The sequence below is a fragment of the Streptomyces sp. MMS24-W38 genome (assembly GCF_059889265.1).
On the sequence record NZ_JCBCPP010000001.1, the window covers coordinates 7,206,381 to 7,231,329 of the forward strand.

20 protein-coding genes and 1 pseudogene are annotated in these 24,949 nt (G+C 72.1%); 19 read left to right on the top strand and 2 right to left on the bottom strand.

The genetic code is table 11. The features are described from left to right. Positions 1–98 precede the first annotated feature (98 nt). Positions 99–920, bottom strand: coding sequence for an SAM-dependent methyltransferase (locus AC6F7H_RS31865; protein WP_500761266.1), 822 nt, complete (start codon positions 918–920; stop codon positions 99–101). A gap of 312 nt (positions 921–1,232) precedes the next feature. On the opposite strand from AC6F7H_RS31865, the gene AC6F7H_RS31870 reads away from it, so the two are divergent. The 13 genes from AC6F7H_RS31870 (at position 1,233) to AC6F7H_RS31930 (ending at position 17,822) form a co-directional block, all read left to right on the top strand. Continuing rightward, positions 1,233–2,405 carry a cytochrome P450 gene (locus tag AC6F7H_RS31870; RefSeq protein WP_500761268.1) on the top strand — a complete coding sequence of 391 codons (1,173 nt, stop codon included), beginning with the start codon at positions 1,233–1,235 and terminating at the stop codon, positions 2,403–2,405. Then, the gene (locus AC6F7H_RS31875) at positions 2,402–2,590 is read left to right on the top strand and encodes a ferredoxin (protein WP_500761270.1); all 189 of its coding nucleotides are present in this window, start codon (positions 2,402–2,404) and stop codon (positions 2,588–2,590) included. Before AC6F7H_RS31870 ends, AC6F7H_RS31875 begins: the two co-directional genes overlap by 4 nt. Continuing rightward, a complete protein-coding gene (locus AC6F7H_RS31880) occupies positions 2,587–3,729 on the top strand; it encodes an NAD(P)/FAD-dependent oxidoreductase (protein WP_500761272.1) in 1,143 nt (380 codons plus the stop codon). Before AC6F7H_RS31875 ends, AC6F7H_RS31880 begins: the two co-directional genes overlap by 4 nt. Positions 3,730–3,738: 9 nt before the next feature. Then, positions 3,739–4,656 (top strand): LysR family transcriptional regulator, encoded by a 918-nt coding sequence (locus tag AC6F7H_RS31885; RefSeq protein WP_500761274.1) that lies wholly within the window; start codon positions 3,739–3,741, stop codon positions 4,654–4,656. 274 nt (positions 4,657–4,930) lie between these two features. Continuing rightward, entirely contained in the window at positions 4,931–5,905 is a 975-nt protein-coding gene (locus AC6F7H_RS31890) for a phosphotriesterase family protein (protein WP_500761276.1), read from the top strand. A 49-nt stretch (positions 5,906–5,954) separates the two neighbouring features. After that, positions 5,955–6,914 (top strand): phosphotriesterase family protein, encoded by a 960-nt coding sequence (locus AC6F7H_RS31895; RefSeq protein ID WP_500761278.1) that lies wholly within the window; start codon positions 5,955–5,957, stop codon positions 6,912–6,914. Positions 6,915–6,958: 44 nt separating this feature from the next. Continuing rightward, positions 6,959–8,074 carry an FAD-dependent oxidoreductase gene (locus tag AC6F7H_RS31900; RefSeq protein ID WP_500761280.1) on the top strand — a complete coding sequence of 372 codons (1,116 nt, stop codon included), beginning with the start codon at positions 6,959–6,961 and terminating at the stop codon, positions 8,072–8,074. A gap of 4 nt (positions 8,075–8,078) precedes the next feature. After that, positions 8,079–9,002, top strand: a complete 924-nt coding sequence (locus tag AC6F7H_RS31905; RefSeq protein ID WP_500761282.1) for an alpha/beta hydrolase — start codon at positions 8,079–8,081, stop codon at positions 9,000–9,002. Between the two features lie 34 nt (positions 9,003–9,036). Further along, positions 9,037–10,032: an MBL fold metallo-hydrolase gene (locus AC6F7H_RS31910; RefSeq protein ID WP_500761284.1), complete on the top strand. Its 996-nt coding sequence runs from the start codon at positions 9,037–9,039 to the stop codon at positions 10,030–10,032. Next, positions 10,029–11,765 carry a CocE/NonD family hydrolase gene (locus AC6F7H_RS31915; RefSeq protein ID WP_500761286.1) on the top strand — a complete coding sequence of 579 codons (1,737 nt, stop codon included), beginning with the start codon at positions 10,029–10,031 and terminating at the stop codon, positions 11,763–11,765. Before AC6F7H_RS31910 ends, AC6F7H_RS31915 begins: the two co-directional genes overlap by 4 nt. A gap of 629 nt (positions 11,766–12,394) precedes the next feature. After that, positions 12,395–13,333: a bis(hydroxyethyl) terephthalate hydrolase gene (gene bdeA, locus AC6F7H_RS31920; RefSeq protein WP_500761287.1), complete on the top strand. Its 939-nt coding sequence runs from the start codon at positions 12,395–12,397 to the stop codon at positions 13,331–13,333. 220 nt (positions 13,334–13,553) lie between these two features. After that, positions 13,554–16,415: a helix-turn-helix transcriptional regulator gene (locus AC6F7H_RS31925; RefSeq protein WP_500761288.1), complete on the top strand. Its 2,862-nt coding sequence runs from the start codon at positions 13,554–13,556 to the stop codon at positions 16,413–16,415. A 141-nt stretch (positions 16,416–16,556) separates the two neighbouring features. Continuing rightward, positions 16,557–17,822, top strand: coding sequence for an RsbRD N-terminal domain-containing protein (locus tag AC6F7H_RS31930; RefSeq protein WP_500761289.1), 1,266 nt, complete (start codon positions 16,557–16,559; stop codon positions 17,820–17,822). 7 nt (positions 17,823–17,829) lie between these two features. Here the strand turns inward: AC6F7H_RS31930 and AC6F7H_RS31935 are convergent. Beyond that, positions 17,830–19,043, bottom strand: a pseudogene (locus tag AC6F7H_RS31935) (erythromycin esterase family protein). 58 nt (positions 19,044–19,101) lie between these two features. On the opposite strand from AC6F7H_RS31935, the gene AC6F7H_RS31940 reads away from it, so the two are divergent. From AC6F7H_RS31940 to AC6F7H_RS31965, 6 genes are all read left to right on the top strand, one after another. Continuing rightward, positions 19,102–19,836, top strand: coding sequence for a TioE family transcriptional regulator (locus AC6F7H_RS31940; RefSeq protein WP_500761291.1), 735 nt, complete (start codon positions 19,102–19,104; stop codon positions 19,834–19,836). 159 nt (positions 19,837–19,995) lie between these two features. Next, on the top strand, positions 19,996–20,778 hold the full coding sequence (locus tag AC6F7H_RS31945; protein WP_500761293.1) for an ABC transporter ATP-binding protein: 783 nt from the start codon (positions 19,996–19,998) through the stop codon (positions 20,776–20,778). Then, positions 20,775–21,590: an ABC transporter ATP-binding protein gene (locus tag AC6F7H_RS31950; RefSeq protein WP_500761295.1), complete on the top strand. Its 816-nt coding sequence runs from the start codon at positions 20,775–20,777 to the stop codon at positions 21,588–21,590. The genes AC6F7H_RS31945 and AC6F7H_RS31950 overlap by 4 nt, the downstream gene beginning before the upstream one ends. Next, positions 21,587–22,483: a branched-chain amino acid ABC transporter permease gene (locus AC6F7H_RS31955; protein ID WP_500761297.1), complete on the top strand. Its 897-nt coding sequence runs from the start codon at positions 21,587–21,589 to the stop codon at positions 22,481–22,483. The genes AC6F7H_RS31950 and AC6F7H_RS31955 overlap by 4 nt, the downstream gene beginning before the upstream one ends. Next, positions 22,476–23,636 (top strand): branched-chain amino acid ABC transporter permease, encoded by a 1,161-nt coding sequence (locus AC6F7H_RS31960; protein ID WP_500761299.1) that lies wholly within the window; start codon positions 22,476–22,478, stop codon positions 23,634–23,636. Before AC6F7H_RS31955 ends, AC6F7H_RS31960 begins: the two co-directional genes overlap by 8 nt. After that, positions 23,633–24,919 (top strand): ABC transporter substrate-binding protein, encoded by a 1,287-nt coding sequence (locus AC6F7H_RS31965; RefSeq protein ID WP_500761301.1) that lies wholly within the window; start codon positions 23,633–23,635, stop codon positions 24,917–24,919. The genes AC6F7H_RS31960 and AC6F7H_RS31965 overlap by 4 nt, the downstream gene beginning before the upstream one ends. Positions 24,920–24,949: the final 30 nt, after the last annotated feature.

A 24,949-nucleotide genomic window follows, 5' to 3' on the forward strand; every position in this document is an offset into this window, starting at 1 on the left:
GGCGTGGCCGACGCGGAACGCACGACGCCTCTCGCGCGATCCCGGTGATCCGGGTCCGGCGAGGGGCATCGACGTGCCGAGGGCCGACGTGCCGTGGCCTACAGAGGGATCCGGCCCACGCCCCCGAACTCGATCCATTCCTGGGTGAGCTGACGGGGCGCCACCTCCGTGTCCGGGCGCCAGGTGGAGACCTCCACCAGGCCCGGCTCCAGGACCTCCAGGCCTTCGAAGTACGACTCGACGTCGCTCTCCTGCCGCACCCGGCCCCAGTGCCCCTGGGTCACCTGGTCCATGAGCTCCGTGACGGACTTGCGGACTTCGGCGTCCTCGCTGACCAGCTGGCACATCACCAGGAAGCTGCCCGGTGCGAGCCGTTCACGGACCCGGCGGGCCACGGCGAGCGGGCCGTCGGTGTCGCTGTCCGGGATGCAGTGGAACACGGAGTTGAACAGCACGCAGACCGGCTGCGAGAAGTCGATCAGGCGCTGCGTCTCGGCGTGGCCGAAGATCTCGTCGGTCTCCCGCATGTCGGCCTGTATGACCACGGTGCGCTCGTCCTGCTCCAGCAGGGCGCGCCCGTGCACCAGCACCATCGGGTCGTTGTCGACGTACACCACGTGGGTGGTCGGGTCGATGCGCTGGGCGACCTGGTGGACGTTCTCCTGGGTGGGCAGACCGGAACCGTGGTCGAGGTACTGCCGGATCCCGTAGTTCTGCGTGAGGACCCGGACCGCGCGCTGGAGGAAGCGCCGGTTGTTCAGGGCCAGGCGGCGCGTGCTGGGCACCACCTTGTCGAGCTCTTCCACGGCGGCACGGTCGGCCGAGTAGTTGTCCTTGCCGCCCAGGTAGTAGTCGTACATGCGTGCGGCCGTTGGCACTGTTGCGTCGATCTCGGTGGACAACTGCTTACCGGTGTGCATCGTTCCCCCTGCGGAGTGCCAACTGGACTGGCTGGACAGGGAGTACATCCTAGGGAGCGCCGCGCGGCTCGGACCAGCCAATGGGCGAACAAGACCCGGAAGGAATGGTGGAGTTGTCCCTGCCGATGCCCGCAGTCACCGCGTGTGTGCCGGTATCACGTGCTCCCTCCCGCCGTTGTGACGTGGGGTGGGCCGCCGGCCGCCCCGGGGCAGGCCTGCCGGGGCACCGCAGGGAAAGCATGAATTGCGTGCATGTTACGCCATGTAAAACATTCACTTGCTGGATGTGAAGATCACCATTTCACTGGGGGCATGGCCACTCCACCCACCTCCGGTATCGACCTCTTCGCCGACGAGGTCGTGCTCGACCCCTACCCCGTTTACGCCGAACTGCGTGAACAGGGCCCGGTCGTTCACCTTCGGGAGAACGACGTCTACGCGCTGACACGGTACGACGTCATCCGTGACGCACTCGCGGACTGGGAGTCGTTCTCCTCGACCTCGATCGCCTTCAATCCGATGGCCAACGAGGCGCTCACCGGCACCTCGCTCGCGTCCGACCCGCCTGAGCACACCCAGCTGCGTGCCACGCTCACCGAGAACCTCTCCCCGCGGGCGCTGCGTGGTCTCAAGGGCGGGATCGAGAAGAAGGCGGACGCTCTCGTCGCCGAGCTCGTCGAGACGGGTTCCTTCGAGGCGATCGACGCCCTCGCCCGCGCCTTCCCGCTGGAGGTCGTCGCGGACCTGATCGGCTTCACCGGCCACGTGCGCGACAACATGCTGCGCTGGGGGCAGGCCGCCATGCAGGTCCTCGGTCCGATGAACCAGCGCACGGCCGAGAACTTCCCCATCGCCGGCGAGCTCTACGGATGGTGCTCCGAGGTCAAGGCAGAGGACCTGGCCGAGGGCTCCGTGGGCCGCGGCATCTTCGAGGCCGAGGCGCGCGGCGCCATCCCGCCGGACACGGCCGGCCACATCATCCACCAGTACCTCGGCGCCGGCGTCGACAGCACCATCGCGGCGATCGGCAACATCGTCGCCCTCTTCGCCGAGCACCCCGGCCAGCTCGCCCTGGTCCGTGAGAACCCCTCGCTGGTGCCGGCGGCGTTCAACGAGGTGCTGCGCTTCTGGCCGCCCATCAACGCCTGGGGCCGGCGTGCCACCAAGGACGTCGAGATCGACGGGACCGTCATCCCCGCGGGCGCGCAGATCGCCGTCCTGCTCGGCGCCGGCAACCGCGACCCCCGGCACTACGAGAACCCGGACGCCTTCCTCGTCGAGCGCAACCCGGTCGACCACCTGGCGTTCGGCTACGGCCCGCACGGCTGCGCGGGCCAGGGACTCGCCCGCCTGGAGGCCCACGCGGTGATCGACGCGCTGTCCCGGCGCGTCGAGCGCCTCGTCGTCGGACCCGAGGTCCGCGTTCCCAGTAACACCACCCGGAGCATCGAGGAGCTCCCCGTCCTGGAGGTGATCCCCGCATGAGGATCGTTCTTGACCGTCCCCGTTGCGAGGGCCACGGCCTGTGTGAGGAGGCCGCCCCGCAGCTCATGCACCTCGACGACGAGGGCGAGCTCGTGCTCGACCGCGCGGAGGTCGACGGGGCCGACGTGGCCCTGGCGAACGCCGCCGCCCGCGTGTGCCCGGTCGCCGCACTGAGGGTCATATGAGCACCGGCACCCTGAACCGCGTCGTCGTCGTCGGCAACGGGATCGCCGGGCTCACGGCGGCCGACACGCTCCGTGAGGCCGGCTTCGACGGCGAGCTGACCATCGTCGGCGACGAACCGCGCCCGGCGTACAGCCGCCCGGCCCTGTCGAAGGCACTTCTGCTCGACAGTGACGACGTGTCGTCGCACGAGCTTCCACCGGCCGGTCACGGAGCGACCGAACTGCTCGGCGTACGCGCGACCGGACTCGACCTCGACCGTCGGCGCGTCACGCTCGACGACGGCGCGGAACTGCCGTACGACCGCGTGGTCCTGGCCACCGGCTCCCGGGCACGGCGGCTGTCCGACCTGCCCGAAGAGCTCACTCTGCGGGGACTCGACGACGCGCTGTCCCTGCGCGAGCGGCTGGCGGGCAAGCCGTCGGTCGTCGTGGTCGGCGGCGGCCCGCTCGGAATGGAGATCGCCTCCGGGTGCCTGGCCGCCGGCTGCCGGGTCACCGTCGTCTCCCAGGGCGTGCCCCTCATCCTCCAGCTCGGTCCCTACCTCGCCGACGTCTTCGTCAAGGCCGCGCTGGACCGGGGACTCACCGTCGTCGAGACCGCGGCGGCACGGCTCGAACGACGGGACGGAAGCACTCGGGTCGTCCTCGATGAGGGCGCGGTCCTCGACGCGGAGCTGATCATCACCGCTGCCGGCGACGTGCCCAACACGGAGTGGCTCGCGGACTCGGGACTCACGGCGAAGGGGCCCATCCCGGTCGACCAGCGCGGGCTCGTCCGCCCCGACGTGGCGGCCGTCGGTGACCTCGCGGCCTTCCCCACTCAGCACGGCCTGCGCCGCGTCCCCCTGTGGAGCAGCGCGATCGAGCAGGCGAAGGTCGCCGCCACGGCGCTCGTCCGCGGCGACGAGTCGCCGCCGCTCCGGTTCCAGCCGTACTTCTGGACCGAGCAGTTCGGACTGAGTCTGAAGGCGATGGGCCACCTTCCGGTGGAAGGGGAACCGACGTACGTCGACGGACAGCCCGGGGGCGGGCCGGCGTTGATGCGCTGGCCGCACGAGGACGGCACCGGCGACGTCGTGGCGCTCAACTACCGGATCCCGATCCCCCGGCTGCGCCGCATGACCCAGGCAGCCGCGTAAGGTCGACACATGGGCAAAGAGGGCACCACGGGTTCGGGGCTGGACCGACTGGCATCGGTCAACCTCAACCTGTTGGTGCCCCTCCTCGCGCTCCTCGAGGAACGTTCGGTGACCAGGGCCGCGGAGCGGGTCGGCCTGTCACAGCCGGCGATGAGCCACGCCCTCACGAGAATGAGGCGGCTGCTGGGTGACGACCTCGTCGTCCGGCAGGGCACAAGCCTCACGCTGACCCCGCGCGCGCTGGAGCTGATCGCGCCGCTGCGCAGTGCCCTGGAACAGACGGCACACATCGTGAACTTCCCCTGCTTCGATCCCGCCACGGATCGGCGCGTCATCACGATCGCCATGACGAACAGCACGGCGTTCGTCGTCGGTCCCCGACTGGCGAGGCTCGTTGCTGAGCGTGCGCCCCACGCCACGTTGCGTCTGCGCACGATCACGGTGCCGACGGAGGCCACCTTCACCGACAAGGGCGTCGACGTCGTGCTGCTCTCCGAGGGGCACTTCTCGCCGTACCCGCGCGAGCGGCTGTACAACGACCGCTGCGTGGTGGTGGCCTCACCGGACACGCCACCGGAAGCGAGCGCGCTCGACCTCCTGACCACTCAGCCGCACGTCGTCGTCGACACCGAGCAGCGCGTCTTCCCGTATTCGGTGCTCGACGAGAAGGGAATCACCTACCGGGTCGGCCAGTTGAGCTCCGACTTCCTGCTGGTGCCCTTCCTGGTGGCACGCGCAGGCGGCGTCGCTCTCTTCCGTCACCGGGTCGCCGCCGCCATGCAGGCGCTCGCCGATCTGCGGATCGAGGAGTTCCCGTTCCCGCTTCCCGGGCTCGGGATAGACATGGTCTGGAACCCCCGGCTGGCCGATCAGTACTTCATGGAATGGCTCCGGGCGCTGCTGTTCGACGTCGCGATCAACCTCTGACGCCGACAACGCTCTCCTTCACCTCCTCTGCATTCGTCCACATCCTCTGCATCCGTCATATCCGAGACATCCGCGACGGCGTCGACGGCGAGGCCGTCGACCCCTCGGACGGCCTTGACGTGCGGCGCCGGGCGGGGAGTCCCGGTTTGTCCGTCCTGTTCCCCGCGCATCGTTTTACGTGTCGTTCATTTCATTGACGCTATGTAAACCGAATCGATACTGTGCCAGCAGCCACAGGGTGCTGGGCACCCCACCTGAACACGTGAGGGCAGGCATGAGCGTCAAGAGCAACACCGTCAACACCGTTCTGGGCCCGGTGCCGACCGAGCAGCTGGGCGTCGTCGCGGTCCACGAGGCCCTGCTCTCCGTGGTCCCGGGTGCCGAGCACGCGTACGACATCACCATCGACCGCGCCGAGATCTTCGAGACCCTCGCCGCGAAGCTGAAGGACTTCCGTGCCCACGGCGGCGGCACGATCGTCGACAGCACCGGCATGTTCCACGGCCGGGACGTCCGGCTGTACGAGGCCCTCTCCCGCACGACCGGCGTGCACATCGTCGCCTCGACGGGGCAGGGCCCGGAGGAACTGCTCGGCGGCTACTTCCTCACGCCGCAGACCAACCCGCCGACGCCGTGGCCGGCCGAGAAGTTCGCCGACCTCTTCGCCAAGGAGGTCACCGAGGGCATGGTGGTCCCCCGCGTGGAGCGCCGCGGCGCCGCCGGCCTGGTGGCCACCACCGCGACCCTCGAGGGCATGACCGCGACCGACGAGAGCCTGTTCCGCGGGGCGGCCCGGGCCGCCCTGAGCACCGGCGTCGCGGTCTCCGTCCGCTACGGGAGCGATGCCGTCCACGACCTCGACGTCGTCCTGGACGAGAAGCTGCCGGCCGACCGCGTCGTCGTCGGCGGACTCGACCGCAAGGACGCCGTCGCCACCGGCGCGCCCCTCGAGATCGCCCGCCGCGGCGCCCACGTCGCGCTCGACCACGTCGGTGTGGAGGACGAGGCCCACATCACCGATGCCGAGCGCGCCGACCTGGTCGCCGACCTCGTGCGGGCCGGCTTCGGCAACCGCGTCCTGCTCTCGAGCAACGCGACCGGCGTGGCGAAGGGCCACCCCGGCAACGACCTCCCGTACAGCTACGTCCTGACCACCTTCGTCCCGCTCCTGAAGGCACGGGGTCTCAGCGACGAGGACACGCAGCGGATCCTCGTGGAGAACCCGCGCGACCTGCTGTCGACGCGCTGAGCGCGCCGGCACGAACGACCATCGAGTTTCTTCAGCAAAGGTGAGTGTTGTGTCGAGAGTGAACACCGTCCTGGGGCCGATCCCGGCCGAGGAACTGGGTCTCGTGGCCATCCACGAGCACATTGGCTACGGCATGCCCGGCTCCGAGCTGGACACGAAGTGGTGGAAGACCCCCGAGCAGCGGTACGAGGAGACCGTCCCGAAGCTGCGCAGGTTCCACGAGCTGGGCGGCGGCACCTTCGTCGACGCGACCGGGATCTGCAACGGCCGCGACGTCGACTACTACAAGTCGCTGTCCGCGAAGACCGGCGTCCACATCGTCGCCTGCACCGGCTTCGTCGGCGGCGACACCGCCCTGCCGCACTTCGCCCGGGCCGACGTGGACTACCTGACCCGCCAGTTCGCCCACGAGATCACCGTCGGTATCGGCGACACCGGCAGCCTCGCCGGTGTCATCAAGGTCGGGGTGAGCCGTGGCGGCCGCATGACGGACCTGGACAAGCGCATCTACCGGGCCGCGGCCCGCGCCTCGCTCACCACGGGCGTGCCGATCCTGACCCACCTCGCGATCGACGCCGAGAACGCGATCGCGATCTTCAACGAAGAGGGCCTTCCCCTGGACCGCGTCCTGTTCGGGCACGTCGACGACGGCGTGAACGCCGACAAGACGCGCGACGTCTGGATCGCGGAGCAGGGCGGGCGCATCGGCTTCGACACCTTCGGCTACGAGACAGAGCTGCCGGACCCGCCGTTCTGGGCCCGTCCCCGCCAGGAGCGCCTCGACCACTTCCTCCGGTTCATCGGCGACGGCCGGCTGCACCAGGTCCTCGCCTCCGCCGACGCCAACTGCAGCCCCCTGGGCTGGCCGGGCGTCAAGGGCCACACCGTCAACTACATCTTCGAGGACCTCATCCCGGACCTCCGCACCGCCGGTCTCGACGAGGCCGCGATCAAGACGATCTTCGTCGACAACCCGGCCGACTTCCTCACCCTCCGGAAGTCTTCCTGACCCCCCAGAGCTTTTCTGACCTTCCAGAACCAGAGAGAACCACCATGCAGACCTCAGACCTGAAGAACCTGAAGATCGCCATCGTCGGAGCGGGCTACGGCGGCGCGGCGGCGGCCAAGGCCCTCAGCCTGCTGGGCGCCGAGGTCAACGTCTACGAGCAGGCGACCCAGATCCGGGAGGTCGGCGCCGGCATCGGTCTGCGTCCCTCCACCATGAACCGTTTCCGCGAGTGGGGGATCTTCGACGCGATCGCGAAGGTGAGCTCGCCGAGCGAGTACTTCGAGATCCTCACGGCCACCAGTGACCCGATCATGAAAGAGGCGTGGCCGGCCTCCGGCGAGCAGACCCACACCCACCTGATCCACCGCGGTGACTTCATCGAAGCCCTCCTGGGCGTGCTGCCCGAGGGCATGGTGCACCTCGGGCACAAGCTGGAGAGCATCCAGGACAACGGCGACCGCTCCGTCCTCACCTTCGCGAACGGCAAGACCGTCGAGGCCGACCTGGTCGTCGGTGCCGACGGCATCAAGTCGGTGGTGCGCCACCAGCTGTTCAGCGACAAGGGCCCGGTGTTCTCGGGCGAGCACGCCTACCGCGCCGTCATCTCCGTCGACGACGCCCACGGGATGGTCACCGACGACAACCTGCGGATGTACATCGGCAGGGGCACGAAGATCTACCTGCTGCCGCTGCGCCACCGCGGCCAGGTGTCGTTCGACATCACCGCTCTGTGCCCGGACAGCACCTGGAACCCGCAGAACACGAAGGAGGACATGCTGGCGACGGTGGAGGGCTTCGACGAGCGCCTCGTCAGCATCACGCGTGACCTCGACATGGAGACCGTGAACATCCGAGCGGTCTACGACATCGACCCGGTCGACACGTGGCACTCGGACTCCGTCGTCCTGGTGGGCGACGCCGCCCACTCGATGCTGCACCACCAGGGCCAGGGCGCGAACTCCGCCATCGAGGACGCCGGCGCGCTCGCCGACGCCCTGCGGGACGCGGACTCCCTGAAGGAAGCGCTGGCCCGGTACCAGGCCACCCGCAAGCCGGAGACCGACAAGCTGCAGGCCATCTCGCGTCAGGGGTGGAGCGCCGAAGAGATCGACGACGTCTTCCCCGGCCAGAAGCCCGCGGCCGCCGCCCCGAAGGAGTAACACCATGCCCCTGCATCCTGAGATCGCCAAGTTCCTCGCCGGTCTGCCGACCCCGCCCGAGGGCCCGCTCGACCCGGTCGCCATGCGTGCCGGGGACGAGGCACACGTCGCTCCGCCCGAGGAGCGTCTGCCGCTCCACGCGGTCGAGGACCTGACCGCGCGGACGGCGTCGGGCGAGGTACCGGTGCGGATCTACACGCCGACCGAGGCCGACCGCCACGGCGTGCTGGTCTACTTCCACGGCGGCGCGTTCTTCCTCGGCAGCCTGGAGACGCACGACCACGTCGCGCGCTCGCTGGCGAAGGAGACCGGGCTCAAGGTCGTCTCCGTCGGCTTCCGGCTGGCGCCCGAGGCCGCCTTCCCCGCCGGTCTCGACGACTGCTACGCGGTCGTGCGGTGGGTTGCCGAGGAGGGTGAGAGCCTGGCCTGGGACGGCACGACGCTCGCCATCGCCGGCGACAGCTCCGGCGGCAACCTCGTCGCCGCGGTCGCGGCCAGGGCACACGACGAGGGCTTCGACCGGATCACGCACCAGATCCTCTACTACCCCTCGCTGGACCTGGACTTCGACGTCGACCGCTATGCCTCGCTGCGGGAGAACGCCGTGGGCTACGGCCTGGAGACGGCGGGGCTGAAGCCCTTCAACGCCTTCTACATCGACAGCGGCGCCGATCCCGCGGACCCGCTCGTCTCGCCGATCAAGCGGGCGGACCTCACCGGGCTGCCGCCGGCCCTCGTGGTCACCGCGGAGTACGACCCGATGCGCGACGAGGGCGAGCTCTACGGCCGGCGGCTGCGGGAGGCCGGCGTGGAGGCGACGGTGAGCCGGTACGAGGGAGCGGGCCACGGATTCGTCCAGCACTTCTCCTGGATCCCGGAGTACCACAGGGTCTTCGCCGAGACGCGCGACTTCCTCGGCCGGAGCTGACCCGGCGACCGCGTACGAGCACAGAAAGAGGGCCATGACGCACGCAGCCACCGTCCATCCCCTGGTTTCCCCGTGGGGCCGGTTCGGTCTCTACAGCTTCTTCATCGACGCACCCGAGCCGGCCGTCGTCGACACCGGGATCGCCTCCTCGCCCGCCGAAGGGATGGTTCCCGCGCTCGAGGCGATCGGGCGCCGCATCGAGGACGTGCGCTGGATCCTGCTGACCCACGGTCACATCGACCACGTCGGCGGGGCGCACGCCCTGTGGGAGCTCACCGGCCGGCGCGCACAGGTGGTGATCCACGAGGCCGACGCCCCGATGCTCCGCTCGCGGCGGGCCCACGTGGAGGAGTACCTCGCGGGACGGGGCCGGTACCTGGGCGATCCGGAGGGAGAAGCGAAGGTGACGGCCGCCGCGCAGGCCGTCATCTCCGGCGAGATGGAGCCCACCCTGCTCCTCAAGGGCGGCGAGACCATCTCGCTGGGCGGCGGCGTCACCGTCTCGGCGCACTCGATTCCGGGCCACACGCCCGGATCGGTCGCCTACGTCGTCGACGGACAGCGCTCGGTGTTCGTCGGCGACTCCGTGCAGGTCCACGGGGCCGCCAACGGCTTCCCGGGCTACACGGACCCGGTCGCCTACCGCACCAGTCTCGAGTACCTGCGGGACGAGATCCGTCCGCAGCGGCTGTACCTCGGGCACCCCTACCGCCGCGCGGACGGCACGCCGTACGGCGTCGAGCTCGACGCCGTACAGGCCCGGGAGGCCATCGACCAGAGCCTCGCCGTCGAGGGCCGGGTCGCCGATGCCGCCTGCGACTGCCTGCGGGCCGGCCTGGAGGAGACGGATTCGCCGTACTCCCCGTTCGCCCGCGCCGCCGAGGAGCTCGGCTACACCGGCGACCCCACGCTCGAGCCGTCGCCGTTCTTCACGTCGATGCACGGCTACCGCACGCACCTCGACCAGAACTTGTACCGCACTGTCCTGGGGGACGACCCCCAGGCCCCCGGAGGAGCTTCACACTCATGACTGACTTCCAGACGATCCAGGCGGGCGGGCAGAAGATCGCCGTCCGCAAGGATCTCCGGATCCCGATGCGCGACGGTGCCATGCTGGCGGCCGACACCTACAGCGGCGTCGAGGACAAGCCGCGTCCGGCGCTCGTGGCGCTCAGCCCGTACGGCAAGGAGCTGCAGGCCCTCGCCCTCACCACGCCACCGCAGCGGCGCCCCAGCCCGATGTGGGACGGCTGCATCGAGGCCGGTGACATCGCGCGCGTCGTCCAGGAGGACTACGTCCACGTCATCGGCGACCTGCGCGGCTCCGGCGCCTCCGAGGGCGAGCACATCGGCAACTACAACGCCGGCGGCGTCCCGCTCGGCCAGGACGCGTACGACTTCATCGAGTGGGTCGCCCGGCAGCCGTGGTGCGACGGCAACGTCGGCATGATCGGCATCTCCTACTTCGGCTCGATGCAGGTGCTGGCGGCGGCCGAGCGGCCGCCGAGCCTCAAGGCGATCTTCGTCAGCGGCGGCCACTACGACTTCTACGAGACCACCTACCACGGCGGCGTCATGTGGTTCATGCCGCGCGCCGCCCGTGAGGGGCGCGGTGGTGACTCCGGCTGGGCCTTCACCGACGGCGTCAAGTCCCGCATGCTGGAGACCTTCTCCCCCGAGGAGATCAAGGAGCGCGTCGCCGAGCGCCTGAAGGACCCGGACGTGGCCGCCTGGCCGAACCTGGTCCACGTGCTGAACTACCCGAAGAACCACGAGGCCTGGTTCGACATCGTGATGAACGAGGTCGACGGCGAGTGGTACGAGGAGCGCAACCCGGTCACCCTCGCACCGAACATCGACATCCCCGTCTGGCTCCAGATCGACCAGGGCCGCGGCTGGACGATGGACGGCACCATCGAGGTCTTCAACCGCCTCGAGGGTCCCAAGAAGCTGGACATCGGCCCCTACCCGCCCATGCAGTCGCGCCCCTTCATCGAAGAGCACGACAAGATGTTCCGCTGGTACGACTACTGGATCAAGGGCATCGACAACGGCGTCATGGACGAGCCCGCCGTCACCGTGCACGTCGAGGGCTCGCGCGAGTACGTCACCGGTGCGCAGTGGCCGCCGAAGGAGGTGGAGCACAAGGCGCTCTACTTCCGTCCGCGCCGCAAGCTCTCCTTCGAGCCCGAGCCGATGGGCGCCGAGTACGCCGCCCCCGACGGCTTCTACCAGGCGCCGCTGACGGTGACCGACAAGGTGGAGATGCTCAGCTGGAGCACCGAGCCGTTCACCGAGCCCACCGAGATGATCGGCCAGGGCGCGGCGCACCTCTTCGCGGAGATCGACCAGCCCGACACGAACTTCATCCTGCGCATGTGGGACGAGGCCCCGAACGGCAAGCGTCAGCTCATCACGACCGCCTACCTCAAGGCATCGCACCGCGAACTCGACGAGGAGCGCACCACGGAGGGCGACCCGTACCACCCGCACACGCGGGCGGTGCCGGTCGAGCCGGGGAAGATCGAGGAGTACGTGCTGCGCGTCTACCCGTTCGCGGCGACGTTCCTGCCCGGCCACAAGCTGGTCGTGGAGCTCTCCAACGCCGAGCCGCTGGCCGACGAGCACAACGCCCTGCTGCCGCCGGACGCCTTCCACCTGCCGGTGGGCCGCCCCGTCACCCACAAGATCTACCGTGACGCCGCGCACCCCTCCCGGCTCCTGCTGCCGTTCACGACGGTCACGGCGGCAGACGCGCGCTGATCCCGCCCGCGCGGGTGCGCGTACCACCGATCTGCTCCCGGCACGGCCCGTGCCGGGAGCAGAGGTCTCTCACCGGAACGGCGGGCGGTTTCAGCGGGCTTCCACGACCTCCTGGAACGACTGCATGCAGGGAAAGCAGTGGCGGTCCGTCGCGTGGCGCCGACGGGACTCCTCCTCCTTCTCCACCCCGCACAACGTGGCCCTCTTGTCCGTGGTCAGGACATGCCACACAGGCTCCCCCGAAGTGTCTGCACCGCACCACATCTCGTGCATTCCCAGCTCCCTCCGGGTAGGCAGGCCGCTTCCATCCGAGCACGGCGCGGGCCGAACCGACTCCCGGAGAGAGCCATGCGGGTGAAGCGCGGGCAAGTGCGCTCGGGTTCTCGCACGACGGTCACCGCCGCCCGGTGGGCCGCCGGCAGAGCGGGCTGACGGGCCTGGGGGAGCGGCGCGACGAGGCGGCGGAACGAGACCGGTGAGATTGCCGGTCCGCGCCGGCCCCCTCCGCACCGACAGTGGCAACCGCCAGCCCCAGAGGCGGCGCCCACGGTCGGAGCACGGTCACTCCCACGTCGTACCCCGTGCACCGGCCGCCGGGCGGCTCGCCGCGACAGAGAGGACCACTCGTCGTGCAGCAGCACCCCCACACCAGCACCTCGGCCGTGACCACGCACCCGAGCCGCACCCGGCGTGGCAGAACCGGACGGTTCGCCGGACTGGCCGCGGCCGTCGCCGCCGTCGTCGGCCTCACCACCCTCACCGGTCCCGGCGCCCACGCCGCGGACAACCCCTACGAGCGCGGTCCGGCGCCGACCGAATCCAGCATCGAGGCGCTGCGCGGCCCGTACTCCGTCTCCGACGTCTCCGTCTCCTCGCTCTCCGTGAGGGGCTTCGGCGGAGGCACCATCTACTATCCGAACAGCACCGCCGACGGAACGTTCGGCGCGATCGCCATCTCGCCCGGCTACACCGCCTACCAGTCCTCCATCGCCTGGCTGGGCCCGCGCCTGGCCTCGCAGGGCTTCGTGGTGTTCACCATCGACACGAACACCACGCTCGACCAGCCCGCCTCCCGCGGTGACCAGCTGCTGGCCGCGCTGGACTACCTGACCCGGAGCAGTGCGGTCCGCAGCCGCATCGACAGCAGCCGCCTCGGCGTCATGGGCCACTCGATGGGCGGCGGCGGCACCCTCGAAGCCGCGAAGGACCGCCCCTCACTGCAGGCGGCGATCCCGTTGACGCCCTGGAACCTCGACAAGACCTGGCCCGAGGTCCGCACCCCGACCCTGATCTTCGGGGCCGACGGCGACACGGTCGCCCCGGTCTCCACCCACGCCGAGCCCCTCTACACCGGTCTGCCGTCCTCCCTCGACCGGGCCTACCTGGAACTGAACAACGCCACCCACTTCACGCCCAACTCGAACAACACCACGATCGCGAAGTACAGCATCTCGTGGCTGAAGCGGTTCATCGACAACGACACCCGCTACGAGCGGTTCCTGTGCCCGCTGCCGCAGCGGAGCCTGACGATCGAGGAGGCGCGGGGCAACTGCCCGCACACGTCCTGAGGTTCCACCGGACCTCGACCCGGTGGCGGCCCGCACGCGGTGCGCGGGCCGCCACCGGCGTTGTGCGTGTGCACCACCGGGGGCCGCTCAACTTGGTCCGCAGCACACTCCGTTCTCCGCTTTCACGACGAAAGGCCGCTGGTAGAAAGGTGGTTGGGCCGGTTCATGCGTGCGGACGGACGCCTTCCGCCGTTTCTTACGCATGAGTAACGTCACGGAGATGACCGGACAGACGACTCCCGGACCCGCTCCGCCCCGGTACCGCCCGGGCCCCCGACGGCAGGCGCTCGCCGCGCTGCTGGACGGGCTGGGCACCGACGGCGGTGCCCATGTGGTGACCGGTGAACCCGGTGGCGGACGTACGGCCTTCCTGGCGTTCGCCGCACGCTCCTTCCGCGCCGGACCGGTGTGGCACGTCCGAGCCGATCCGGCCCGGACCCCGCGGCCGCACAGCGGTCTGCGCACCCTGCTGCGTGCCGCCGGCCGCTCCGTGGGCCTGTCCGACGACGGTACGGCGGACGAGGTGTTCCTGGACGTCCTGCGCGAGGCGTCGGCCCGTTCGGCCCTGCTGGTGTGCGTGGACGACGCACACCTGTGGGACCCCGCCTCGCGCGCCGTGCTGGGCCGGGCGGCGGCACGCGTGCACGCGGCGGACGGCGCCCACCGGGTCGGGCTGCTCCTCACCGTACCGGGACACCGGCCCGTGGCCCCGGAGTTTGCCGGACTGCCGGTGCTGGACCTCGCCCCGCTCACGCCCGGGGACGCGGCGGGACTCCTGCACGACCTGACGGACGGTGCCGTCGACCCCGCCGTCCGCGACGAACTGGTGACCGAGGCGCAGGGCAATCCCGCACTGCTGGTGGCCCTGACCCACCGCCTCTCGCCCGCCCAACTCCGCGGTCGGCGCGCGCTGCCCCGCCCACCGGCCGACGCCGGGACACTGGCCGCCGTCGCCGGCGGGTGCCTGACCGGTGTGCGGCCCGACCACGCCGACCTGCTGTTGTCGGTCGCGGCGGCGACACGTGTCCCGGGCGAGCCGGACGCCGAGGCGTCGCTCGTACGGCGGGCGGCGGCCGTACTCGAAGGACGGGGGGAGGTACCGGACGTGGGAGCGACCGCCGCCTGCTCCGTACCGGTACCGCATGCCGAACCACTGTTTGACGGAGAGGAGTTGCCCGACCTGCTCGTGCTTTTCGAGGGCCGGATCCGGTTCCGCAGCGCGCTGCTCGGCAGGGCGGTGTACGCCGGTGCGCCGTCCGAACGCCGCCGCGCCGCGCACCGCGCGCTGGCCGGGGCGCTCCCGGCACCGCACGGCGTGCCTGCCCTGCTGCACCGCTCGTGGACCGTCCCGGGCCCCGACGCCGGCCTCGCCGCGGAACTGGCCGCTGCCGCAGCCGACGTGACGTCCGGGCTGCCGCCCGGTCCGCGCCGTACTGCCCAGGTGCGTGCCGCCGAACTGACACCGGACGGCGCGGAGCGCGCGCACCGGTACACGGCCGCCGCGGAACAGGCCCTGCTCGCCGGGCATCAGCCCGAGGCCCTGCGGCTGCTCGACGCCGCCGCGGCCTGCCCGGCACCCGCCCCGGTGCGGGGCCGTGCCGAACTGCTCCGCGCCCGGGTGCTCCTGGCCGACGGCCCGGTGGACGACGCCCGCGAGTCCTTCCTGCTCGCCGCCTCCCTCCTCGCGGACCCGAGCCCCGCGGAGTCCGGCGCGGCAGTCCTCGGCGCGGCGGACGCGGCGTGGGCCGCGGGCGACCCGGCGGCCTGCCTCCGCGCCCTCGCCCACGAGGCCCCGCCCGGAACCGGAGACGCGAGCGCCCTGCCCCGGACCGGGGACCACGGCCCGGTCGCCCTGCTCCGCGACCACCGGGACGGTATGCGGGCGGTCCTCCAGGGGCGGTTCGACCTTGCCGCCGCCCCGTTGACCCGGGTGGTGGAGCGGGGCCGTCCCGCCACCGAGCCCGAGCGGCTGCTGCGTTCGGCCGCCGCGGCACTCATGCTCGGCGACGTGACCGCCGCCCGCCGGGCCGGGGCGCGGGCGCTGGCCGCGGCACGCACCCTGAGGGCCGCAGCCCTCGAACCGAGGGCCCTGGAATACCTGGCCTACGCCGAACTGCGTGCCGGCCGCCACCAACTCGCCCGGACCCACGCGGAGGAGGGGCTGCGCGCCGCGCGCCGGACCGGGCAGCGGAACACGGCCGCCCACCACCACGCGGTGCTGGCCCTCGCAGCATCGATCGAGGGGGCGCAGGAACGCGTCGCCGAGCACACGGCGACCGCGCTCGCCACGGCCCGCCGGCACGGACTGGCGCAGGCCGCCATGCTCGCCCAGTGGGCGGCGGCCCGCGCCGACCTGGGTGCGGGCCGCCCCCGCGAGGCCGCCGACCGGCTCGGCCCCCTGGTGCGCCCCGGTGCGCGGCGCGGGCACTTCGCGGTGTGGATGCTCGCCGTCCCCTGCTTCGTGGAGGCCGCCGCACTGGCCGGGCAGCCCGAGCGCGCCCGCGCGGTGGTCGAGGACTTCGCGCTGTGGGCCGGGTGCGGCGCCGACCCGCAGGCTCCCGCCCAACTCCTGCGCTGCCGTGCCCTGCTGGCCGCACCGGAGGCGGCCGACGAGCTGTACCTGCGGGCCCTGGACCGGCACGACGAGACGTCCGGCGACTTCGAACGGGCCCGCACCGAACTGCTGCACGGCAAGTGGCTGCGCCGTCGACGCCGGCTGCGTGAGGCGCGGGCGCGGCTCGGGGAGGCGCTGGTGGACTTCGAGCGCTGCGGCGCGTACCCGTGGGCGCGCCAGGCGGGCGCGGAGCTGCGCGCGGGCGGCGCGGCGCCGGGCGGGGCCGGCACCGGCGAGCCGCCCCGGCGCGACGGGCGGGGCCTGTCCCGGCTGACCCCGCAGCAACTGCGGATCGCACGGTGTGTCGCCGAGGGCGCCACCAACCGGGAAGTGGCCCTGAGCCTGTCCGTCAGCACCCGCACCGTCGACTACCACCTGCGCAACGTCTTCGCGGCGCTGGGCGTCCGCTCCCGGGTCGAGCTCGTCCGGCTGGTCGAACAGGCGGAAAAGGCCAGTGCACACCTCTAGGGACCGACCGGACGGTATGCGATCCTTCGGGGCAGGACGAGTCAGGTGGCGGCCGCCCACGGGCTCCGTGGCCGGTCGGTGGCCGGTGCGCGGACCGCCACGCGGGCGCCGCCGGGAAGCCGACCCTGGGGGAGATGCGCGATGCGACACGCTGTACGGCCACGTGGCCTGCCCCGCCCCGGACCCGTGTCCGTACCCGCACCGCGGCCACGGACCCCGCGTGTGCGGTCACTGATCGACGCCGACGCGCTCCGCGTGCTGCACCGCGCCGCCCGGGTCCTGCTGGACGACCTGCCCCGGCTCACCGACCAACTGGTCGCCGTGCTCCAGGACCAGGAGCCCGCCTACCGAGCGGCGATCGAGCACGATGCCACCGAGATCTGGCAGGAGGTGCACCGCTCACTGCGGCACAGCATCTCCTCTCTGCTGGACCCGCGCGGCGCCCGCGACGCCGCGCGCCGCTGTTCCTGGAAGATCGGCGCCACGCGCGCCGAGCAGGGGCTGCCGCTGGACGCGGTGCTGCACGCCTTCCGCCTCGGCGGCTCCCTGGTGTGGCAGGGCCTGGTCGACGAGACCTCCCGGGCGGCCCCCGAGGACGTACGGCTGCTGGTGCACGTGGCGTCGGACGTGTGGCACTTCGTCGACGAGCACTGCACCGTCGTGGCGGACGCCTACCGGCAGACCGAGCGGCAGCTGGCCTGGCGGCGGGAGAACAGGGTGCGGCTGCTGACCGCGGCGCTGCTGGACGGAACCAGCAGGATCGCCGACCTGCCCGAGGCCGCGCTCGCGTTGGAGCTGCCGGAGCAGGGCCGGTACGTGGTGGTCGCGGTCGGCGGTGGCGGGCTCACCGCCTGTCCCGGTGCCCAAGCGGTCCTCGCTCCGGGTGTGCGCGTGCACTGGCACACGGGTGTGGACGCGGACCACGGCATCGTACGGGTCGACGACGACACGGAGCCGGTGGTGGCGGACGAGCAGCCGCCGGGCTTACGGGTGGGGGTCAGCAGCGCCGTCGAAGGGCTCGCGGCGGTGGGAGAGGCGCGCAGGCTGGCGGACACCGCGCTGAGCCTGTGCCCGGAGACCGGCGGCACGGTCCGGCTGACGGAACACCTGCCGGCGGCGCTGGTGGTGTCGTCCCCCGACCTCGGCACCGCGCTGGCCGACCGGCTGTTCGGCCCGCTGGCGCACCTCGAGCCCGCCGACGCGGAGATCCTGCTGGACACCCTGGCCACCTGGCTGGCCTGCGACGGCTCGGCCCAGCGGGCGAGCAGACGGCTGTACTGCCACCGCAACACCGTCCTCAACCGCCTGCGCCGCTACGAACAACTGACGGGGCGCTCCCTGTCCCGCCCCTTCGACCTGGTCGAGGTCACCCTCGCCCTGACCGCCCGCAGGCTCCTCCCGCGCTGACCGCCCATCAGACCTGCGGAACGTCCTTGACGAACACCAGCCCGTCGATCCCGGTCAGGTGGGCCGGGTCGAGCGGCATGTAACCGAACCAGGGGGACTCCCGGGGGGGGGGGGGGCGGGCGGCCGGTCGCCGAGGAGGCCGGCCAGCAGGGCGCCGTCGACGACGCAGCGGTCCTCCGGAAGCGCGTACAGGAGCCCTTCGAGGCTGTCCGCCGGCGGGGTGCCCACTCCCCGGTGGCGGATCGTGCCGAGGGCCGTGGCCAGGAAGGCGTACTCCTGGCCCAGGCGGGCGCTCACGAGCGCACCGGCGCTCCACCACTCCAGCAGCGGCTGGTCCCACATGCGCATCGTGCTCTTGTCCCGCTGGAGATGGGCGTTGTGCGCGAAGACCAGGGTCGGGCCCCGTTCGGCGAGGGCGAGGAGGTTGTCGGCCATCATCCGGTCCCGCTGGCCCAGCAGCCGTGTCATGCGGCCCGGTGAGGTGTCGGCCAGCCAGTAGTGGTAGCGCAGCAGGCCGGTGGCGGTACGCCCGTACAGGCGCGCCCTCTCCCAGCCGTCCCGCGAGGTCGCCGCGATCAGGTGCGGCGTCTCGGCCTCGAGCAGCGCCACCAGGTCGTCGGCGAGCAGCAGCAGCTCCCCGGCCTCGGCCGACCGCCCCACGGACCGGGCCGGGTCCGTCATGACGGTGGGGTGGGTCCACCGGTCGTCGGCGCCGAGCAGACGGTCCAGGGTTTCCGCGGTGCAGGGGAGCAGGTCCGGGGCGAGTCGGGCGGCGAGGAAACCGTGGAGTGCGGTGAGGGCCTGCCGGGGGCTCGCGGCGCCGGTGATCTCCAGCGGGCCGTCGAAACCGGCGAAGCGGAGCCGCTCGGACGCGGGCCGTCCGACGTTGTACTCCCGCATCCAGCGCACGAGTTCGCGGTTGGCCGCGGACGCGCCGAACCCGTGGCTGAACCCGCGCTCCATGACCTCGTCGAGGGTGCCCGTGCCCGAGGTGACGTACTCGTCCACGACCAGGCCCATCAGACAGTCGCTCTCGATCGCCACGGTCCGGTAGCCCTCCCGCTCGACGAGCTGCCGGAAGACGTCGTTGCGCAGGCCGAGCAGAGTGTCCTCGCCGTGGGTGGGCTCGCCGAGGGCGAGGACCCGCGGCCGGGCCCCGAGCAGCTCCGTGACGGCGGCGGCCGTCACGGCACGGGTGATGTCCTTGATGCCAGTAGCCATGCCCTCAACGCTATCGTTGAACTCACGGTGGAGACTTTCCCGCGATACCATCGGACCCGTGGGACGAAACCTTCAAAACGGGGAACGACTCAGGCCGATCGACCTGGCACGCGGGCACGGTCTGTCCACGCAGGCCGTCCGGAACTACGAGGAGGCCGGCATCCTCCCGCCCGCCGACCGCACCCCCCACGGCTACCGGACCTACACACCGCTGCACGCGGGTGCCCTGCGCGCCTTCCTCGCCCTGGTGCCCGGCCACGGCCACGCGGTGGCGACGTCGGTCATGCGGGCCGTGAACCGGGGCGCGGTCGACGAGGCCCTGCGGACCGTCGACGAGAGCCACGCCCAACTGCTCGACGACCGGCGGACCCTGCAGGCGGTGGAGCGGGCCCTCGGCGACCTGGCCTCCACCGCGGTGCCCGAACCCGGCACGGCGGTGTCCGGGACCGGCGGACGGTTCATCGGGCCGCTGGCGGGGGAGCTCGGCATCCGGCCCGCGACACTGCGCAAGTGGGAGCGCGCCGGGCTGGTGAGCCCGCGCCGCGACCCGGTGACCGGCTACCGCGTCTACGCGGAGGCCGACGTACGGGACGCCCGGCTGGCCCACCAACTCAGGCGGGGCGGCTACCTGTTGGAGCAGATCGCCCCGATCGTCGCGCAGGTGCGGTCGGCAGGCGGGCCGGAGCCGCTGGGGGCGACACTGCACGACTGGCACGGCCGGCTGTCCGCCCGCGGGCGGGCCATGCTGACGGGGGCGGCCGAACTGGAGGCCTACCTCCGCGCCCGCGGCTGAACCCGGTCCTGGGCAGCCGCACAACCCGGGACAGCCCCCGTTGGGACGGCGCAGCGAGCGGGGCCCGGAGCCTGTACCGGCCGTTCGCGCCCGTGGTGTCGTGAGCTCCCTTGCCGTCCAAGCCGTCGCCGCCGTGCGGCACGGCCCCGAGGAGCCGTGATGCCCCAAGCACCACCGGACGACCGGCCCGCGCTGTGCGTCGAGAACGTCGACGTGACGTACGGGCGAGCCCTGTCCGCCCTCCGCTCCGTCTCCCTGACCGTGCCGCACGGCGGCGTCGTCACCCTGCTCGGCGCCAACGGCGCGGGCAAGACGACCCTGCTGCGCGCCGTGTCCGGCACGCTGCGCCTGCACCGTGGCGCGATCACGGCCGGCCGCATCCGCTACGGCGGCACCGTGCTCGACGGCAGGGACCCGGTGACGGCGGTACGCGCCGGGGTCGTCCAGGTCCCCGAGGGGCGGCGGGTGTTCGCCGGGCTCACGGTCGACGAGAACCTCCGCAGCGGCGGTCTGGGACTCGGCCGGCGCGGCCGGGACCAGGTCCACGAGGCGCGGGAGCGCGTGTTCGCGCTCTTCCCCCGTCTCGCCGAACGCACCCACCAGGCCGCGGGCCTGCTGTCCGGGGGCGAGCAGCAGATGCTCGCCATCGGCCGCGCCCTGATGGCCGCACCCCGGCTGCTGCTCCTCGACGAGCCCTCCCTCGGCCTCGCGCCGCAGATGGTGCAGCGGATCGCCGAAGTGATCCGCGAGATCAACACCCAGGGCACCGCCGTGCTCCTGGTCGAGCAGAACGCGGGCATGGCGCTCTCCCTCGCCGATCACGCCCATGTCCTCGAGGTCGGCGAGACCCGCCTGTCCGGCCCCGCCGACGAACTCGCCCGCACCGATGCCGTACGCCGCCTCTACCTGGGCGAGGCGGCCGAGGACCAGGGGGCCGCGTGAACGACCGCACCACCACCACCGCACCGCCCGCGCCCCCCGTGCTCGACGTACGGGGCGTCACCGTGCGCTTCGCCGGACTCACCGCGCTCGACGACGTCTCCTTCACCGTTGCCCCGGGCTCTGTGCACGCGCTCATCGGCCCCAACGGCGCCGGCAAGTCGACCTGCTTCAACGTACTGTCCGGGCTGTGCCGTCCGGCCGCCGGCACGGTGACACTCGGCGACACCGAGCTGACCCGGATCGCCCCGCACCGCATCGCCGCGCTCGGGGTGGCCCGTACCTTCCAGAACATCGTCACCACCCACGGCACGGTCGCCGACAACCTGATGCTCGGCCGCCACGCCCTGTCCCGATCCGGCTTCGCCGCCGGTGCTCTGCGTCTGCCACGAGCCGTGCGGGAACAGCGCGAGCACCGCGCCCGGGCCCGCGAGATCGCCGAACTGACCGGCCTCGGCGCCCACTTCGACAGGCCCGTGGCGCTGCTGCCGTACGGCGACCGCAAGCGCGTGGAACTCGCCCGCGCCCTCTGCCTGGAACCACGTGTGCTGCTGCTCGACGAACCGGTGGCGGGCATGAACTCCGCCGAACGCACCCGCACGGCCGAGGTCGTGGGCGAACTGCGGTCCGAACTCGGCCTGTCCGTCCTCCTCGTGGAGCACGACATGGGACTGGTCATGCGCCTCGCCGACGACGTCACCGTGCTCGACTTCGGCCGCCCCATCGCCCACGGCACCCCCGACGAGGTCCGTCAGGACCCCGAGGTGCTGCGCGCCTACCTCGGCACCGACACCCAGGGGGAGGACGCAGCATGACCGGCTTCCTGGACAACGTCCTCGGCGGCGTCGCGCTCGGCGCGGTCTACGCGCTGGTCGCCCTCGGCTTCGTCGTCATCTTCAAGGCGTCCGGCGTCCTCAACTTCGCCCACGGCTCCCTGCTCCTGTTCGGCGGGTACCTCACCGCCGTCCTGCACGACGACCTCGGCTTCGCCGGCGCGCTGGCGCTGGCGGTCCTCACCACCGCGGCCCTCGCGGGCGCGCTCGACCGGTTCCTGCTGCAACGCGGCGGACAGGACGCGCACTCCGCCCATGTGCAGACCATCGTCACCATCGGCGTCGACATCGTCCTGCTGACCGACCTGGCCCGGCGCATCGGCGGCGACCTGCTGTCCCTGGGCGACCCGTGGGGTGACGCGGTGACCGAACTGGGGCCGGTGACCGTCGCCGACAGCCGGCTCGCGGCGATCGTGGTGTCCGCGGTGGTCATCGGCGCCGTGTTCGCGCTCTTCCGGTTCACCTCGTGGGGGCTGTCCCTGCGGGCGGCGACGGAGGACCTGGAGGCCGCCGCCCTGATGGGCGTACGGCTCAGCCGGGTGCGGGCAGGCGCCTGGTGCCTGGCGGGCGCGCTCGCCGCGCTGGCCGCGGTGTTCCTCGCCGCGTTCCCGGCACCGGGCCTGGAGCGCACCACCGGTCAGATCGCCCTCAACGCGTTCCCGGCCGCGATCCTCGGCGGGCTGGCCTCCCCGACCGGCGCCCTCGCGGGCAGCCTGCTCATCGGCCTGACCGAGGCGCTGGTCGTCGGCCACCAGTCCGACCTGCACGTCCTCGGTGAGGGATTCGGCGACGTCGCCCCGTACGCCGTGATGCTGCTGGTGCTCCTGGTACGGCCCGCCGGGCTGTTCGGCGCGAAGGGAGCGGCCCGTGTCTGACCGTCTCCTCGGTGCCCTGACCCACCGCCCGGTCCGCATCCTGCTCCTCGCCGCCGTCCTGTGCCTCCCGCCGTTCTACCTGGACGCCTTCTGGCTCCGCATCGGCCTGTTCTCCATGGCGGCGGCCATCGGCGCCGTCGGCCTCGCCCTGCTCACCGGCACGGCGGGACAACTCTCCCTCGGCCACGCCTTCTTCCTCGCCGTCGGCGCCTACGGCTACGCCTATCTGGCGGGCGAGCCCGGACCGGGACTGCCCCCGGCCCTCGCCGCACTCCTCGCCGTGGCGCTCACCGGAGCGGCGGGCGGGCTGTTCAGCCCCGTCGCCGCCCGGGTGAAGGGCATCTACCTGGGCATCGCCACCCTCGCCCTGGTCTTCCTCGGTCACCACGTCCTGCTGACCGCCGACTCCGTCACCGGCGGATTCAACGGCCGCTCCGTGCCCCCGCTCACCCTCGGCGGCTTCACCTTCGCGGAGAGCGACCCCGAACTGACCGTGCTCGGGGTGCCGTTCGGCGCGGAGGAGCGGTTGTGGTTCCTGGGCCTGGCGCTGTTCGGGTTCACCTGGTTCACCGCCCGCGGCCTGCTGCGCGGCCGTTCCGGGCGGGCACTGGCCGCCCTGCGCGACAGCGAGACCGCGGCGGCGGTGATGGGCGTCGACGTCGCCCGCCACCGCTCGGCGGCCTTCGTGGTGTCGTCCATGTACGCGGGCCTGGCGGGCGTGCTCCTCGCACTCTCCTTCCGCCGGGTCGTCCCGGACTACTTCTCCCTGGTCCTCTCCGTCGACTACCTCGCCATGATCGTCATCGGCGGGCTCGGCTCCGTCGCCGGAGCCACCGCCGGCGCCGTGTTCGTCACCGCGCTCCCGCTGCTGATGACCCGCTACGCCGACCAGCTCCCGCTGGTGGCCGCCCCAGGATCGGGGGAGGGCTCCGTGGGCCCCACCGAGGCCGCCCGCTATCTCTACGGCGCCGCGATCGTCGTCGTCCTGCTGTACGCGCCCGACGGGCTGCACGGCCTGGCCCGTCGGGTCCGCGACCGCGTAGGACGCAGCCGCCCCCGTGCTCCCGCCACGGGCTCAGCCGACCCAGCCGACTCAGTTTCCTCACCTCAGCGCCCGGCCGCAGCCGCACGATCCAAGGAGCACACCCCGTGAACACCACGCATCACCGGCCCCGCGACCGGCGTCGCACCGCCCCCGCCGCGCTCGCCGGCGCCCTCGCCCTGCTGCTCGCGGCCACCGGATGCAGCTCCAAGGCGGACGACGGCAACGGGGGCGGCGCCGCCGCCGACGGCGTCCGCACCGGCCCCGGCGTCAGCGCCGAGACCATCAGGCTGGGCGCCCTCACCGACCTGACCGGCCCCTACGCCACGCTCGGCAAGAGCATCGTGCAGGCCCAGCAGATGTGGGCCGACGAGACCAACGCCGATGGCGGCATCTGCGGCCGCGAGGTGGAGATCGTCGTCAAGGACCACGGATACGACGTGCAGAAGGCGGTCACGGCCTACGCCGACATCGCCCCGGACGTCGTCGCCCTGCCGCAGGTCATCGGCTCGCCGGTCGTCGCCGCCCTGCTCGACGACATCGAGCGCGACAAGATGCTCACCTTCCCGCAGGCCTGGGCGGCCTCCCTGCTCGGCAAGGAGGCCATCCAGGTCCTCGGCACCACCTACGACGTCGACATGATCGCCGCGGTCGACTTCCTCACCCGCACCAAGGGGCTGAAGAAGGGCGACACCATCGGCCACGTCTACTTCGAGGGCGACTACGGCGCCAACGCGCTGGAAGGTTCCACCTGGGCGGCGGAGCAGGCCGGGCTGAAGGTGGCCGGCCAGAAGATCCAGGCCACGGACACCGACCTGTCCGCGCAGGTCTCGGCCCTGCGCAAGGAGGGCGTGAAGGCCGTTCTGATCAGCGCGGGACCCGCCCAGACGGCCTCCCTCGTCGGCGTCGCCGCCTCCCGAGGCCTGCGCGTCCCCGTCGTCAGCAGCGCGCCGGGCTACGCGCCCCAGCTGATGGAGACCCCCGCCGCACCGGCTCTGGCGGCCATGCTGCACATCGTGAGCGCCGCGCCCGCCGTCAGCTCCGAACTGCCGGGCGTGCAGCGCATGGTGGCGTCGTACGAGAAGAAGTACCCGGACTCGCCGGTCGACTCCGGAGTGCTCTCCGGCTACAACGCCGCGCAGCTCATGGGCGCCGACCTGAAGGCGGCCTGCGAAGCGGGCGGCCTCAGCCGCGAGGACGTGGTCAAGGCGCACCGCTCCCAGAAGAACGCCGACACGGGCCTCGGTACCGCGCAGAACTTCTCCGAGGTCGACCGTCCGGCGAGCGTCGAGACGTATGTGCTCAAGCCCGACGCGAAGGCGGTCGGCAGCGTGGTGAACGCCGAGGAGGCGCACACGGCCCCGGGCGTCGAGAAGTACCTCTCCTCGCGTTAGGCGCGCCGAACACCCAAAGGACCCCGGCGG